The organism is Nocardioides sp. TF02-7 (assembly GCF_022437945.1).
Lineage (GTDB): Bacteria > Actinomycetota > Actinomycetes > Propionibacteriales > Nocardioidaceae > Nocardioides.
The window spans coordinates 3234341-3248190 of the sequence record NZ_CP092535.1 but is presented as its reverse complement, the minus strand read 5'-3'; the positions used below and the strand labels follow the sequence as shown (position 1 = coordinate 3248190).

Here is a 13850-nt window from a genome sequence, read left to right as displayed (position 1 = left end):
CAGTGGAGCTTCCCGACCACGAAGCGGATGTCCACCTACATCACCGCGGTCGTCGCTGGTGAGTACTACGAGGTGCAGGACGTCTACGAGGGCAAGCACGGCACCATCCCGCTGGGCCACTACGCCCGGCAGTCGCTCAAGGACTGCCTCGACCGCGACCGGGGAGGAGATCGTCCTCCTCACCAAGCAGGGCTTCGCGTTCTTCGAGGACCAGTTCGACTCGCCGTACCCGTTCGAGAAGTACGACCAGCTCTACGTGCCCGAGTACAACATGGGCGCGATGGAGAACGCCGGCTGCGTGACGCTGCGCGACGAGTACATCCCGCGGTCGCGCCAGCCCCGCTCGTTCTACGAGTTCCGCGCCTCGGTGATCCTCCACGAGATGGCGCACATGTGGTTCGGCAACCTCGTGACGATGCGCTGGTGGGACGACCTCTGGCTCAACGAGTCGTTCGCCGAGTGGGCCTGTTACCACGCCCAGGTGGAGGCGACGTCCTACACCGAGGCCTGGACCGGCTTCACCAACGCCCGCAAGCAGCGGGGCTACCGCGCCGACCAGCTGCCGAGCACCCACCCGATCGCCACCGACATGGTCGACCTGCACGCGGTCGAGGTGAACTTCGACATGATCACCTACGCCAAGGGGGCGGCGGTGCTCAAGCAGCTCGTGGCCTGGGTGGGCCTCGAGCCGTTCCTGGCGGGGTTGCGGGAGTACTTCCGCGACCACGCCTACGCCAACACCGAGTTCGTCGACCTCCTCACTGCCCTGGAGAAGGCGTCGGGCCGTGAGCTGAGCGGCTGGGCGCAGGAGTGGCTGCAGACCGCCGGCGTCAACACGGTCACGCCCGAGTTCGAGCTCGCCGACGACGGCACCTACGCCTCGTTCGCCGTCCGGCAGAGCGCGCACCCCGACCACCCCCACGCTGCGACGGCACCGGATCGGCATCGGCTTCTACAACGACGTCGACGGCCGCCTGGTGCGCACCGACCAGGTCGAGGTCGACATCGACGGTGAGCTCACCGAGCTCGCCGAGGTCGTCGGCAAGGCACAGCCCGATCTGCTGCTCCTCAACGACGGCGACCTGACCTTCGCCAAGGTCCGGCTCGATCCCCGCTCGCTGGAGACGGCCGTCTCCAGCCTGTCCCGGCTCGACGACTCCCTGGCGCGCGCCCTCGTGTGGAGCGCCGCGTGGGACATGACCCGCGACGCCGAGATGGCCGCCACCGACTTCGTCGAGCTGGTCCTCGGCAACATCGGCGCCGAGACCGACTCCTGGGGCGTCACCGCGTTCCCGTCGTACGCCGCCCAGGCGGTCGCCGTCTACGCCGCACCGGCCACCAAGCCGGCGCTGCGGGCCCGGTGGGAGCGCGGCCTGCGCGAGCTGCTCGAGCAGGCCGAGGCGGGCACCGACCACCAGCTCACGTTCGTGCGCGCCTACGCCGCCGTCGCCCACAGCGACAAGGCGGTGGCCGACCTCGAGGCGCTGCTCGACGGCTCGCTGGCCTTCGAGGGCCTCGCCGTCGACCAGGACCTGCGGTGGAACCTGCTGGCCAACCTGGCGCGGGTCGGCCGCGCCGACGACGCGCGGATCGACGCCGAGCTCGAGCGCGACAACACGATCTCCGGCAAGGAGCACGCCGCCGCCGCACGAGCCGCGATGCCCACCGCCGAGGCCAAGGCCCGGGCGTGGGAGCAGGCCATGGTCGACGGCACCGTGCCCAACGAGACGGCCAAGAGCGTCGTGCTGTCGTTCTGGCGCGACGGCCAGGAGGAGGTGCTCGCGCCGTACGTCGAGCGCTACCTCGCCGACGCCCCGCTCGCCTGGGACCGTCTCGGCGCCCACCGGGCCGCCGTGTCGCTGGAGTACATCTTCCCGCGTCTCCTCGGCTCCGAGGAGACGCTCGCAAGGTCGACGCCTGGCTCGAGAAGGCCGAGGGCGTCAACCCCGGCGCCGTCCGGTTCGTGCGCGAGGGTCGCGACGACGTCGCCCGGGCCCTCGCCGCGCAGCGGAAGGACGCGCAGCGGTAGGCCGCGCAGCCGCGTCGGGTCGCGGGGCCCTCGCCGAGCGCGAGGGGCCCGGCGCCCGTCAGCGAGCCCGTCAGCGAGCGTGGTCGGCGAGCAGGCGGATGCCGCGGGTGAGGCCGCCGGCGAGGTCGCCGTCGGCGAAGGAGCGGGTCATCTCCTCGACCGCCAGGGCGGCCTCGGCGTCGGTGAGCTTGCGGCGCACGTAGCCGCCGGTGACGACCTCCACGGCACGTCGGCCGGGGTCGACCAGCACCAGGATGCTGCGGGGCGGCGCGACGAGCGTGTTGTGCAGGCTGGTCGCGAAGACGCGCGGCTCGTCGGCGCCGGTCGGGCCGATGTAGACCGAGATCTCCGCCCGGCAGGCCTGCTCGGCCGCCCGGATGGTGGCGTCGAGCGCGGCACGCTCCGCGTCGGTCAGGAACGCGCCGGAGGGCATATCCGCGGCCCCCTACCAGCCGCCGCCGGCGCCGCCGGCCTTCGACGTCTCGGAGTCCGGCGCCGCCAGCTCGTCCGGCGACTTGCGCGGGCCGCCGAGCCACTCCGGCTCCGGCTCCTTCTGGCCGGGGCCGATCGACTCGCCGCGCGCGAGCGCGGGGGCGAGGACCAGGGCCGACACGACCACGAAGACCAGCAGCGGCACGCCGACGAAGAGCAGCAGCATCTCCACCACGTCGATCGACGGCTTGTCGGGCCACCCCTCCGGGGTGTCGGCCGAGGCGGGCGCCGCGGCGAGCACCACGGTGGCGCCGGTCAGCGCGAGGGACGCGGCAGCGGCGAGCAGACGGCGTACGACTGTGCTGGTCACGACCGCATGCTATCGACTGCCCGTGACGACCGCGCGGGGTGCTCGGCCCCGTCGCCGCGACGACCGGGTGTGCGCGGGCTCACGGCCCACGGTTCGCCCCCCGACCCTGCGATTTGCCACACTCGGGGGATGCCTTCCCTGCCCCTGGTCGCGCCGTGCGCCGACGGCGAGCAGCTGTGCGACCTGGCCTACGACCTGACCGGCAACAGCACGTTCGCCGACTGGACCGACGTGCTCATCGGCAAGCCGCTCGCGATCCTCGGGCTGGTCCTGCTCGGCGGCGTCCTCCGCTGGCTGCTCCACCGGCTCGTCGACCGGATCGCCCGCCGTGCGGAGAAGGGAGTGCTGCCCGAGCGGGTCGACTCCCCGTCACCGCCCGCCGCAAGCAGCGGGCGGCCACCATGGCCGGCGTCCTCAAGAGCATCATCACCGTGGTCGTGCTCGCGGTCTTCGGGACGATGATCCTCAGCGAGCTCGGCGTCGACATCGCGCCGATCATCGCCAGCGCCGGCATCATCGGCATCGCGCTCGGCTTCGGCGCCCAGTCGCTCGTCCGCGACTTCCTCGCCGGCATCTTCATCTTCATCGAGGACCAGTACGGCGTCGGCGACGTCGTCGACGTCGGCGAGGCGTCCGGCTCGGTGGAGGCCGTGACGCTGCGGATGACCCGGCTCCCGCGACATCAACGGCACCGTCTGGTACGTCCCCAACGGGCAGATCGTGCGCGTCGGCAACCAGAGCCAGAACTGGTCGCGGGCGGTGATCGACGTCGGGGTCGGCTACCAGGAGGACCTGGCCCGCGTGCAGCGGGTGCTCCGCGAGATCGCCCACGACCTGTGGGAGGACGAGGAGTACAAGGACGTCATCATCGAGGAGCCCGAGGTGACCGGGGTCGAGATGCTGGCCGCGGACTCGGTGACCCTGCGGGTGATGGTCAAGACCGCCCCGCTCGAGCAGTGGGGGGTCGCCCGGGCGCTGCGGCAGCGCATCAAGGCCCGCTTCGACCACGAGGGGATCGAGATCCCGTTCGCGCAGCGGGGTGATCTGGCACCGCGAGGACAGGCGGGCGGCCGCGGAGGACTCCGGGTCGGCCGGTTCGACCGACGCGGGATGATGGTGGCGTGAGCACCTTCTACGAGGAGATCGGCGGCTTCGAGACGTTCCGGCGGATCGTCGCGAAGTTCTACGAGGGCGTGGCCGAGGACGAGGTGCTGCGCCCGATGTACCCCGAGGAGGACCTGGGGCCGGCGGAGGAGCGCTTCCTGCACTTCCTCGTCCAGTACTGGGGCGGGCCGACGACGTACTCCGAGCAGCGCGGACACCCCCGGCTCCGGATGCGGCACGCGCCGTTCGCCGTGGACATGGAGGCGCGCGACCGCTGGCTCAAGCACTTCCGGGAGGGCCTCGACTCCGTCGAGCTCAGCCCCGAGCAGGACGCGAAGTTCTGGGCCTACGTCACCCACGCGGCGACGTTCATGGTCAACACCCCTGGCTGAGCCTCGGCAAAGATCTTCCGACCCGGTGTAACGCGGCGGGCGCCTCGCGACAGGTACGGGGTGCAGGTACTGCTCTCCGAGCCAGAGGAAGCTGATGATCAAGCGCCGGTCCCCCGAGCGCTCCGGGTCGCCCCACCGACCCTGGAGCCGGACCCGGTGCTGCTCCACCAGCTGGCCGAGCTCGGCGCGGCCTCCGCGCCGAGCGCTCGGAGGGCACGGCTCGCCGGTGTGCGGGGCCTCGTCGTGGCGGCCACGGTCGCCGTCGTCGGAGGCACCACCTGGGGTGGCGGGTGCGTTGCCGGGGCCCGAGTCCCCCTTCGGGTCGCCGGACCGGCCAGCACCCACCGTCGAGCCGACGAACGGAGACGGCGGCGCCGGGACCCCACAGCCCGACGACGCCGGCTCCACGCCGGACGGCCCCACGTCCCCGGGGCCGTCCGGCACCAGCACCTCCCCCACGCAGCCGACGGCGCCGTCGCCGTCGGCCACCGGCCAGCCGCCTCGGGAGGGACCGGGCCGGGGCGACGGTGACGGCAACGGCCACGGCGGCGGTCGGGCGGAGGGGCCACCTCCGTGATCCCGACAACGGTCCCGGTCACGGCCGCGGACCGCGGGAGGACCGGGGACCGCGGGAGGACCGGGGACCGCGCGACGACCGGGGACCGCGCGACGACCGGGGACCGCACGACGATCGCGGACCGCACGATGACCGGGGACCGCACGACGACCGCGGACCGCACGACGACCGCGGACCGCACGATGACCGCGGACCGCACGACGACCGCGGACCGCACGGCCACCGCGGACCGCACGACGACCGCGGACCGCACGGCCACCGTGGACCGCACGACGACCGCGGACCGCGCGACCACCGCGGACCCCACGGCCACCGCGGACCCGGAGGTGCCGGCTGACGGCCCTTCCTGCTGCACACTGGAGGCGTCCCGTCCACCACGGTGCAGGAGCTGATCACGCTCGGTGAGGTCCGACGACGCGATCGTCGCCGCGGCCAAGAGCGGCGACCCCGAAGCCTGGCGGGAGCTCTACCGTGCTCACGCCGGGCGGCTGGCGTTGTGGCTCGAGACCCGACTGGCCGGCATCGACGTCGCGGCCGACGACGTCGCCGCCGAGGCGTGGCTGGTCGCCGCCGAGAAGGTCGGGGGCTTCCACGGCACGTCGACGGAGTTCGCGGGCTGGTTGTTCGGGATCGCCCGCAACCACCTGGCCAACGCCCGTCGCCGCAGCGGCCGACGAGCCGCGGTCGCCCCTCCCTGATCGGCGACGACCCCGTGGTGGCGGGTCCCGAGTCGGCGTTCGTCGGCTCCGAGTGGGTGCGCGAGGCGCTCGGCCACCTGCCGGAGCGCGAGCGTGACGTCGTCACCTGCCTGGAGGTGCTCGACCTCGACGTCGCGACGACCGCCGAGGCGCTCGGCATCAGCGCGGTGGCCGTCCGGGTGGCCCGGCACCGCGGTCTCAAGCGGCTGCGCAGCGTCCTCGCCGTCCACACCACGTCCACGGTCGGGCCCGCGTCGTCGCCGGGAGCGACGGCGTAGTCGTCACGCCGGCGCCACACCACGCGGACCGGCCGGTCAGAGGTCGAAGACCTCCTGCAGCCGCCGGCGGAACACCGGGTCCGGCTCGGCCGGCTGCTGGGTCTGCGGGTCGACGAACACGAGGACGACCCGGGCGCGCGCCAGCGGCCGGTCGCCGTCGACGATCTCCGACTCCAGCACGGCCGACGTGCGGCCGATCCGGGCCACCCTGGTCCAGCAGTCGTACGGCTCGGCCCGCAGCAGGATCGGTGCGAGGTAGTCGACCTCGATGTGCGCCACCACCACCGGCTGCTCGATCCGCGGCAGGTCGCGGCTGAGGTCCATGAACAACCGGATCCGCGACTCCTGGAAGTACTCGAAGTACACGACGTTGTTGACGTGCCGGTAGACGTCGACGTCGCTGAAGCGCACCTGCACGGCGTAGTGCCCGATCTCGTACCGGCCCGCCTCGGCCGGCGCCGGCCGCTGCCACGGCTCCGCCGGCGGCTCGACGTACGCCTGCAGGGGCGGTGCGCTCCGCGGCGGTGAGCCGGCGCGGGCTCTCGATGTCGAAGCGGTACGGCGCGAGCACCGTCTGCGCCTCGGCGTAGACGGTCCGCTCCCCCGTCTCGTCGTCCTCGTCGAAGAGCTCGTAGGCCAGCGTGAACGACCCGGCGCGCAGCTCGGTCACCCAGCACTCGATCAGCACCGGGCGGTCCCCGAAGTGGAGCGGCGCTCGGTAGGTGATCTCGTGGCGGGTCACGACGATGGCGTCGACGAGGTCGTCGGTGCTCGCGTCGCTGCCGCCGGGCGCGCCCGACCAGCGGTGGGCGCGGAGCATGTCGACCCGGGCCTCCTGCAGGTAGTCGATGTAGCGCGCGTTGTTGACGTGGCCCAGGAGGTCGAGGTCGGCCCAGCGGACGGGAGAGGCGTAGCGGTGCCGCACCGCCGCATCGTTCCATGCGCCCGGACCGCGGCGCTTCCCGGCCGCTGTGGCGTGCGCCACGTCTGGAACCTGTTCCACTCGGCCCCGACTAGGCTGGCGGGATCCGTCGACCCGACCAGCGAGGAGCATCCATGCCCGAGGCCGTCATCGTCGCCGCCACCCGTACGCCGATCGGCCGGGCCAACAAGGGCTCGTTGAAGGACTTCCGTCCCGACGACCTCACCGCGCTGATCACCCGGGCCGCGCTCGACAAGGTCCCGGCGCTGGACCCCGCCGAGATCGACGACTTCTACCTCGGCTGCGGCCTGCCGGGCGGCGAGTCGGGCAACAACATGGCCCGGGTGGTGACGACGCTGCTGGGCTACGAGATCCCGGGCGCCACCATCACCCGCTACTGCTCCTCGTCGGTGCAGACCACCCGGATGGCGTTCCACGCGATCAAGGCCGGCGAGGGCGACGTGTTCGTCTCGGCCGGCGTCGAGACCGTGTCGCGCTTCCAGCACGGCACCTCCGACCACATCCCGGGCACCAAGAACCCGCTCTTCGCCGACGCGGAGGAGCGGACGAAGGACTACGCCCAGGGCGGGAAGGACTGGCACGACCCGCGCGAGGACGGCCTGCTGCCCGACATCTACATCGCGATGGGCCAGACCGCCGAGAACGTCGCCCGGCTCCGCGGCCTCGCGCGGGAGGACCTCGACCACTTCGGCGTCCGCTCGCAGAACCTGGCCGAGAAGGCGATCGACAACGGCTTCTGGGAGCGGGAGATCACCCCCGTCACGCTCCCCGACGGCACGGTGGTGACGAGGGACGACGGGCCTCGGGCCGGCGTCACGTACGAGAAGGTCTCGCAGCTCGAGCCGGTGTTCCGCCCCGACGGCGTCGTGACCGCCGCCAACTGCTGCCCGCTCAACGACGGCGCCGCCGCGGTCGTGATCATGTCGGACACGAAGGCCGCCGAGCTCGGCCTAACGCCGCTCGCCCGGATCGTGTCGACCGGCGTCTCCGCCCTGTCGCCGGAGATCATGGGCCTCGGCCCCGTCGAGGCGTCCCGCCGGGCGCTGAAGAACGCCGGCATGACCATCGACGACATCGACCTGGTCGAGATCAACGAGGCGTTCGCCGCCCAGGTGCTGCCGTCGGCGGAGGACCTCGGCGTGGACATGGACAAGCTCAACGTCAACGGCGGCGCGATCGCCGTCGGCCACCCCTTCGGCATGACCGGCGCCCGGCTGCAGAACACGATGCTCAACAGCCTCGACTGGCACGACAAGACCACCGGCCTGATCACGATGTGCGTGGGCGGCGGCCAGGGCATGGCGCTGATCCTGGAGCGGATGGCCTGAGCCGCTGCTGGCGGGCGGCCGGGTGGGGACCGCGACCTCTGCGCGGCTCAGGCCATCCGCGACCATCGGGCTGGAGCGGATGGGCTGAGCCGCTGCGGCCGGGCGGCCGGGCTGGGACCGCGACCTCTGCGCGGCTCGGGCCATCCGCCCGCCTGCGCCGCGTGAGGTTTCCCCGGCCGACCGGGGAAACCTCAACTTGTCGGGCAAAGCAATGCCGGACAAGTGGAGGTTTTGCCCGTCACGTCGCCCGCTCGGGCGTCGGCGGTGACGCCTAACCTGCGGGCATGACCGTCGACGTACGACCCGCAACCGTCTTCGAGGACGTCCGCACGCTGGTGGGGCCGAAGCGGCCCGACGCCAACGTCTGCTGGTGCCTGAGCTACCGCATCCCGTCGAAGCTCAACAACGAGCTGCGCGGGCCGGCGCGGGGCGATTACGTCGCGCAGCTCCTGGCCGAGGGGCCGGTCGGCGTGCTGGCCTACGACGGCACGGAGCCGGTCGGGTGGGCGGCGGTGGCGCCACGGGCGGCGACGTCCTTCGCCCGCAACCGGCGCATCCCGCACGTCGACGACCTGCCGGTCTGGTCGCTGTGGTGCATCCGGGTCCGCCCCGGCCACCGCGGCCGCGGCATCTCCCACGCCCTGATCGACGGGGCGGTCGCGCACGCCCGTGAGCAGGGCGCGCCGGCGGTCGAGGCCTACCCGCTCGACAACCGGGGCGCGAAGGTGGACCAGACGATGGCCTACGCCGGGCTGCGCAAGAACTTCGAGGCGGCCGGCTTCACCCACGTCGCCGACACGACCTCGGTGCTCAACGGGTTCCCCCGGGTGCTGATGCGACGAGACCTGCGCTGAGGCCGTCCGCGCCCCGGCAGAAGTCCTACACTGCCCGGATGAGGGAGGAGCAGGGCACCGACGCGACCCGCGAAGCCTGGTCACGACGTGAGCCGCGGTGGCTCGACGCCGACCAGCAGCGGTCGTGGCGGGCGCTGGTCCTCGGCACCACGCTGCTGTTCGACCGGCTCGACGAGGACCTGCGCCGTCAGCACGGGCTGTCGCTGGTGGAGTACGAGATCCTCGTCCGCCTCTCCGAGTCCGACGGCTCGCTCCGGATGGCCCGGCTCGCGCACTCCCTCGCCCACAGCCGCAGCCGCGTCACCCACACGGTGAAGCGGATGGAGAACGCCGGCCTCGTCGAGCGCTGCGGGGCCTCCGAGGACGGCCGGGGTGTCGTCTGCCGGATGACCGAGCGTGGCGACCTGGTGCTCCGCAACGTCGCGCCGAGCCACGTCGAGCACGTGCGCACGTACCTCGTCGACCTGGCCTCACCCGACGACTTCGCCGCGGTCGGCCGGGTGATGGACGCCGTCAGCGACCGGCTGATCTCCGACCACCCCGAGCGCGAGCTGCGCGACGACCGGCGCTGACCGCCCGCGGTCGGCGCCGGCCCGCCCGGACTCGGTCCAGCGCGTCAGTCGCGCGTCAGCCGCCGGTGGGTGACCCGGTGCGGACGAGCCGCCTCGGCGCCCAGCCGCTCGATCTTGTTGTCCTCGTACGCCGCGAAGTTGCCCTCGAACCAGAACCACTTCGCCGGGTTCTCCTCGTCGCCCTCCCAGGCGAGGATGTGGGTGGCGACCCGGTCGAGGAACCACCGGTCGTGCGAGGTGACGACGGCACAGCCCGGGAAGTCGAGCAGCGCGTCCTCCAGCGACGACAGGGTCTCGACGTCGAGGTCGTTGGTGGGCTCGTCGAGGATCAGCATGTTGCCGCCCATCTTGAGCGTGAGCGCGAGGTTGAGGCGGTTGCGCTCACCACCGGAGAGCACGCCGGCCTTCTTCTGCTGGTCCGGTCCCTTGAACCCGAACGACGCCACGTAGGCGCGGGAGTTCATCTCGAAGTTCGCGACCTTGATGTGGTCGAGGCCGTCGGAGACGACCTCCCAGACGTTCTTGTTGGGGTCGATGCCGCCGCGGCTCTGGTCGACGTAGGAGATCTTGACGGTCTGGCCGACGTTGAGCTCCCCGGCGTCGGGCTGCTCCTGGCCGGTGATCATCCGGAACAGCGTGGTCTTGCCGACGCCGTTGGGCCCGATGATGCCGACGATGCCGGCGCGCGGGAGCGTGAACGACACGTCGTCCCACAGGGTGCGGCCGTCGAAGCCCTTGGTCAGGCCCTTGACCTCGAGCACCACGTCACCGAGGCGCGGGCCCGGCGGGATGTTGATCTCGGAGGTGTCGATCTTGCGGGCGCGGTCGGCCTCGGCCGCCAGCTCCTCGTAGCGTGCGAGACGGGACTTGCTCTTCGCCTGGCGGGCCTTCGGGTTGGAGCGGACCCACTCCAGCTCCTTCTCGAGCATCTTGGCGCGCTTGGCGTCCTTCTGGCCCTCGATCTTGAGCCGTTCCTTCTTCGTCTCGAGGTAGGTCGAGTAGTTGCCCTCGTAGCCGTGGATCCGGCCGCGGTCGACCTCGGCGATCCACTCCGCGACGTTGTCGAGGAAGTACCGGTCGTGGGTGACCGCCAGGACGGCGCCGGGGTAGTTCTTCAGGTGCCCCTCGAGCCACTGCACGGACTCGGCGTCGAGGTGGTTGGTGGGCTCGTCGAGGAGGAGCAGGTCGGGCTGCTGGAGCAGCAGCTTGCACAGCGCGACCCGGCGTCGCTCGCCGCCGGACAGGTTGTCGACGAGCGCGTCCGGCGGCGGGCAGCGCAGCGCGTCCATCGCCTGGTCGAGCCGGCTGTCGAGGTCCCACGCGCCCGCGTGGTCGAGGTCGGTCTGCAGGTCGCCCATCTCGGCCAGCAGGGCGTCGTAGTCGGCGTCCGGGTCGGCGAGCTCCTCGGAGATCTTGTTGAACCGGTCGAGCTTGCCCTTGACCTCGGCGACGGCCTCCTCGACGTTCTCGAGGACGGTGCGGCCCTCGGTGAGCGGCGGCTCCTGCTGGAGCATGCCGACCGTCGCCTCGGGGTCCTTGATCGCGTCGCCGTTGTTGGGCTGGTCGAGCCCGGCCATGATCTTCAGCAGCGACGACTTGCCCGCTCCGTTGGGCCCGACGACACCGATCTTGGCGCCGTGGAGAAACGACAGCGTCACGTTGTCGAGGACGACCTTGTCGCCGTGGGCCTTCCGGACGTTACGCAGGGTGAACACGTACTCCGCCATGCGGAGGAGCCTACGCACTCACGGCCCGTCGGACCCGCCCGGGGTGGCCGCGTCCCACGGGCGGGTCGGTCCAGGGTCGGACCGGGCGTCAGGCAGCGTCGGCGCCCTTGGCGCCCCCCGTCGTCAGGCGCCGACGCGGCAGGCTCGACCTCCCACGGGTCGCGCGTACCCTCCGCCGGCGGGTTGGCCGCGCCCGGCTGCTGCTCGCGACGCGCGCTGCCGACGTTCTTGGTGAACGACCCGACACCGCGGCTGAGGTCGTGGCCGACCGCGACCGCGTCGATCTCCAGCACCGGGACCTCGACGCCGTTGCGCTCGTAGCTGCGCTGGTTGAGCCGGCCGTGGACGATCACCGGGTCGCCGAGGTGGAGCGAGCGGCTGCAGTTCTCCCCCAGCGCGCGCCAGGCGCTCACGCTGTACCACTGGGTCGGCCCGTCGACCCAGGAGTTGTGCACGCGGCTGAACCGGCGCGGCGTGCAGCCGACCCGGAAGTTGGCCACCGGCGTGCCGGCCGCCTCGCGCAGCTGCGGGTTGCTGCCCAGCCAGCCCTGGACGGTCACCATCGTGTCGTTGGACATGTCTCCTCCGATCTCACCGGACGCGTTCGCGGCCGGTCGGGAGTAGTTCACGCGGTGCCGGCGACGTCGTGCCGCCGTCCGGTGCGGAGGCTGTGGACGACGACCGTCTCGACCGAGGCTGTGGACGGAAGGTGGGCCGGCGTCGGCCACACCGTCAGCGCAGGGCGGCGGCCACGGTGGCGCGGAACGCGGCGTACGACGCGAGCTCGTCGCGGGTCGGCCGGACGACCTCCGCCTCGAGCACCTCGTCGACGGCCTCGCGCAGACCGGCCTCGGCGTCCTCGGCGCGTCGCCTGGCCAGTCGCCCGGCGAGCGGCCGGAACACCAGCCACAGCAGGAGCCCGAGCGCCAACCCGGCGGCGAGGAGCACCGCCGGCAACGGAAAGCCGGCGACCTCTGGCGCGTCGTCGACGGTGCCCTGCACGGCGAGCACGGCCCACCACGCCCCGCCGCCGACTGCGGTGAGGAGCAGCAGCCAGTGCAGCACCCGGGCGAGCGTGACCCACGCCGGCAGCCGGTCGACGCGGAGGTCGACCGAGCCGAGGGCCGCGTCGAGCCGGTCGTCGGTGCGCTCGAGGTCGTCGGTCGCCGCGCGGCGCACCGCGTCGGCCCAGGGTCGGGCGAGACCCGAGGCTGCGTCGTCGGCGAGCTCGCGGACGGCGTTGTCGACGACCGCCCGCTGCACCGGCGCCACGCGCGGCCGGCGGTCGCGGCCGTACTCCGCGAGCAGGTCGCCGGCCGCGCTGCCGGAGCCCCGGCGGGCGAACACCCGGCCGAGGACCGCGAACGGGGGCCAGCTCGTCGCCCGGACCGCCCGCTCGCGCAGCGAGCGCTCGACGGCTGCGGTGACGCTGGGCACCCCGGCGGCCTCGGCCACCCGATCCGCCAGCTGCGTGGTCTGTCGTGAGGTCAGCTCGCGGGGCGGGGCGTCGCCACCGGCCTCGTCGAGGCGCGCGACGGCCGCGGCGATGTCGGCCTCCACCCGCGCGGTCGTGCTGCGCTTCTCCGCGACCCGGGCGGCGATCTCGTCGCGGAGGTCGTCGATGCCGATGCCCTCGCGAGCGCTGACGGCGATCACCTTGACCGAGCCGAGCCCGTCGAGCGCGAGCAGCCGCCGGACGTCGTCGACCATCCCCTGCCGCTTCTCGGGCGCGATGGTGTCGATGTGGTTGAGGACGACGAGGATGACCCCCGCGTGGGTGCGGTACGGCGCGAGGTAGCGGTCGTGGATGGCGGCGTCGGCGTACTTCTGCGGGTCGAGCACCCACACCAGCAGGTCGGCGAGCTCGACCAGCCGGTCGACCTCGAGGTGGTGCGACACCTCGGTCGAGTCGTGGTCGGGCAGGTCCATCAGCACGACGCCGTCCAGCGCCTTGTCGTCGCGCCGGGTGTCGAGCATCGAGTCGCGCATCGTCTGGTGCCGGGGCGGGATGCCGAGCCAGTCGAGCACCTCCTCGGCGCCCTCGCTGCCCCACACGCACGCGGTCGCCCACGACGTGGTCGGCCGTCGTACGCCGGTGGAGGAGAGCTCGAGCCCGGTGAGCGCGTTGAACGTCGACGACTTGCCCGACCCCGTGGCGCCGGCGATCGCGACCACCGTGTGGTGGGCGGAGAGCCGGAGCCGGCCGGTCGCGCGCTCGACGGTCGCCTCGAGGTCGTCGAGGAGGTCGTCGTCGAGCCGCCCCCGGGCGGCCGCGACAGCCTGCTCCAGGCCGGCCAGGCGCTCGCCGATCGTCGTGCCGCGGGTGGCGAGCTCACGCAGGCGGCGGGTCTCCCCCCTCCGTCTGTGTCACAGGTTCCCTCCCGAGCCCTTCTGCATGGTGGCGGCGTAGCGCAGGTCGTCGACCCGCCGGGCCGCCTCGCGCAGCTGCTCCCCGGCGTCCGGGCGCAGCTGCCACTGGTCGGCCGGGGCAAGGTACCGGCCGCGCTCGCCGGCGAGCAAAGCAGCGAGCCGGTCCTCCAGCGACA

13 protein-coding genes and 2 pseudogenes are annotated in these 13850 nt (G+C 72.7%); 10 read left to right on the top strand and 5 right to left on the bottom strand.

Going from position 1 to position 13850, the window contains the following annotated elements; translation table 11 throughout:
• Positions 1–58: 58 nt before the first annotated feature.
• From MF408_RS26985 to MF408_RS16665, 7 genes and pseudogenes are all read left to right on the top strand, one after another.
• The gene (locus MF408_RS26985) at positions 59–1015 is read left to right on the top strand and encodes a M1 family aminopeptidase (RefSeq protein ID WP_345893750.1); all 957 of its coding nucleotides are present in this window, start codon (positions 59–61) and stop codon (positions 1013–1015) included.
• Positions 978–3293 (top strand): ERAP1-like C-terminal domain-containing protein, encoded by a 2316-nt coding sequence (locus tag MF408_RS26980; protein ID WP_345893749.1) that lies wholly within the window; start codon positions 978–980, stop codon positions 3291–3293. The genes MF408_RS26985 and MF408_RS26980 overlap by 38 nt, the downstream gene beginning before the upstream one ends.
• A pseudogene (locus MF408_RS16685) lies at positions 3233–3466 on the top strand (mechanosensitive ion channel domain-containing protein); the annotation flags it as partial. The gene MF408_RS26980 and the pseudogene MF408_RS16685, both read left to right, overlap by 61 nt.
• 85 nt (positions 3467–3551) lie before the next feature.
• A complete protein-coding gene (locus MF408_RS16680; protein WP_240248635.1) occupies positions 3552–3956 on the top strand; it encodes a mechanosensitive ion channel family protein in 405 nt (134 codons plus the stop codon).
• Positions 3953–4327 (top strand): globin, encoded by a 375-nt coding sequence (locus tag MF408_RS16675; RefSeq protein ID WP_240248634.1) that lies wholly within the window; start codon positions 3953–3955, stop codon positions 4325–4327. Before MF408_RS16680 ends, MF408_RS16675 begins: the two co-directional genes overlap by 4 nt.
• 978 nt (positions 4328–5305) lie before the next feature.
• A complete protein-coding gene (locus MF408_RS16670) occupies positions 5306–5602 on the top strand; it encodes a sigma factor (protein WP_240248633.1) in 297 nt (98 codons plus the stop codon).
• Positions 5603–5619: 17 nt separating this feature from the next.
• Positions 5620–5880, top strand: coding sequence for a sigma-70 family RNA polymerase sigma factor (locus tag MF408_RS16665; protein WP_240248632.1), 261 nt, complete (start codon positions 5620–5622; stop codon positions 5878–5880).
• Positions 5881–5916: 36 nt separating this feature from the next.
• Here MF408_RS16665 and MF408_RS16660 read toward each other — a convergent pair whose 3' ends face one another.
• Together MF408_RS16660 and MF408_RS16655 are read right to left on the bottom strand one after the other, a co-directional pair.
• A complete protein-coding gene (locus MF408_RS16660; protein ID WP_240248631.1) occupies positions 5917–6291 on the bottom strand; it encodes a thioesterase family protein in 375 nt (124 codons plus the stop codon).
• A 205-nt stretch (positions 6292–6496) separates the two neighbouring features.
• Positions 6497–6934: pseudogene (locus tag MF408_RS16655) on the bottom strand (acyl-CoA thioesterase); the annotation flags it as partial.
• A gap of 2 nt (positions 6935–6936) precedes the next feature.
• On the opposite strand from MF408_RS16655, the gene MF408_RS16650 reads away from it, so the two are divergent.
• The 3 genes from MF408_RS16650 to MF408_RS16640 all read left to right on the top strand — a co-directional run bounded on the left by MF408_RS16650 (position 6937) and on the right by MF408_RS16640 (position 9577).
• Positions 6937–8151 carry an acetyl-CoA C-acetyltransferase gene (locus tag MF408_RS16650; RefSeq protein WP_240248630.1) on the top strand — a complete coding sequence of 405 codons (1215 nt, stop codon included), beginning with the start codon at positions 6937–6939 and terminating at the stop codon, positions 8149–8151.
• Between the two features lie 284 nt (positions 8152–8435).
• On the top strand, positions 8436–9005 hold the full coding sequence (locus tag MF408_RS16645) for a GNAT family N-acetyltransferase (RefSeq protein WP_240248629.1): 570 nt from the start codon (positions 8436–8438) through the stop codon (positions 9003–9005).
• Between the two features lie 38 nt (positions 9006–9043).
• Positions 9044–9577 (top strand): MarR family winged helix-turn-helix transcriptional regulator, encoded by a 534-nt coding sequence (locus tag MF408_RS16640; protein WP_240248628.1) that lies wholly within the window; start codon positions 9044–9046, stop codon positions 9575–9577.
• 44 nt (positions 9578–9621) lie between these two features.
• Here MF408_RS16640 and ettA read toward each other — a convergent pair whose 3' ends face one another.
• From ettA to MF408_RS16625, 3 genes are all read right to left on the bottom strand, one after another.
• A complete protein-coding gene (gene ettA, locus MF408_RS16635) occupies positions 9622–11304 on the bottom strand; it encodes an energy-dependent translational throttle protein EttA (RefSeq protein ID WP_240248627.1) in 1683 nt (560 codons plus the stop codon).
• Positions 11232–11882 carry a single-stranded DNA-binding protein gene (locus tag MF408_RS16630; protein ID WP_240248626.1) on the bottom strand — a complete coding sequence of 217 codons (651 nt, stop codon included), beginning with the start codon at positions 11880–11882 and terminating at the stop codon, positions 11232–11234. The genes ettA and MF408_RS16630 overlap by 73 nt, the downstream gene beginning before the upstream one ends.
• A gap of 154 nt (positions 11883–12036) precedes the next feature.
• Positions 12037–13479 (bottom strand): GTPase, encoded by a 1443-nt coding sequence (locus MF408_RS16625; protein ID WP_240248625.1) that lies wholly within the window; start codon positions 13477–13479, stop codon positions 12037–12039.
• Positions 13480–13850: the final 371 nt, after the last annotated feature.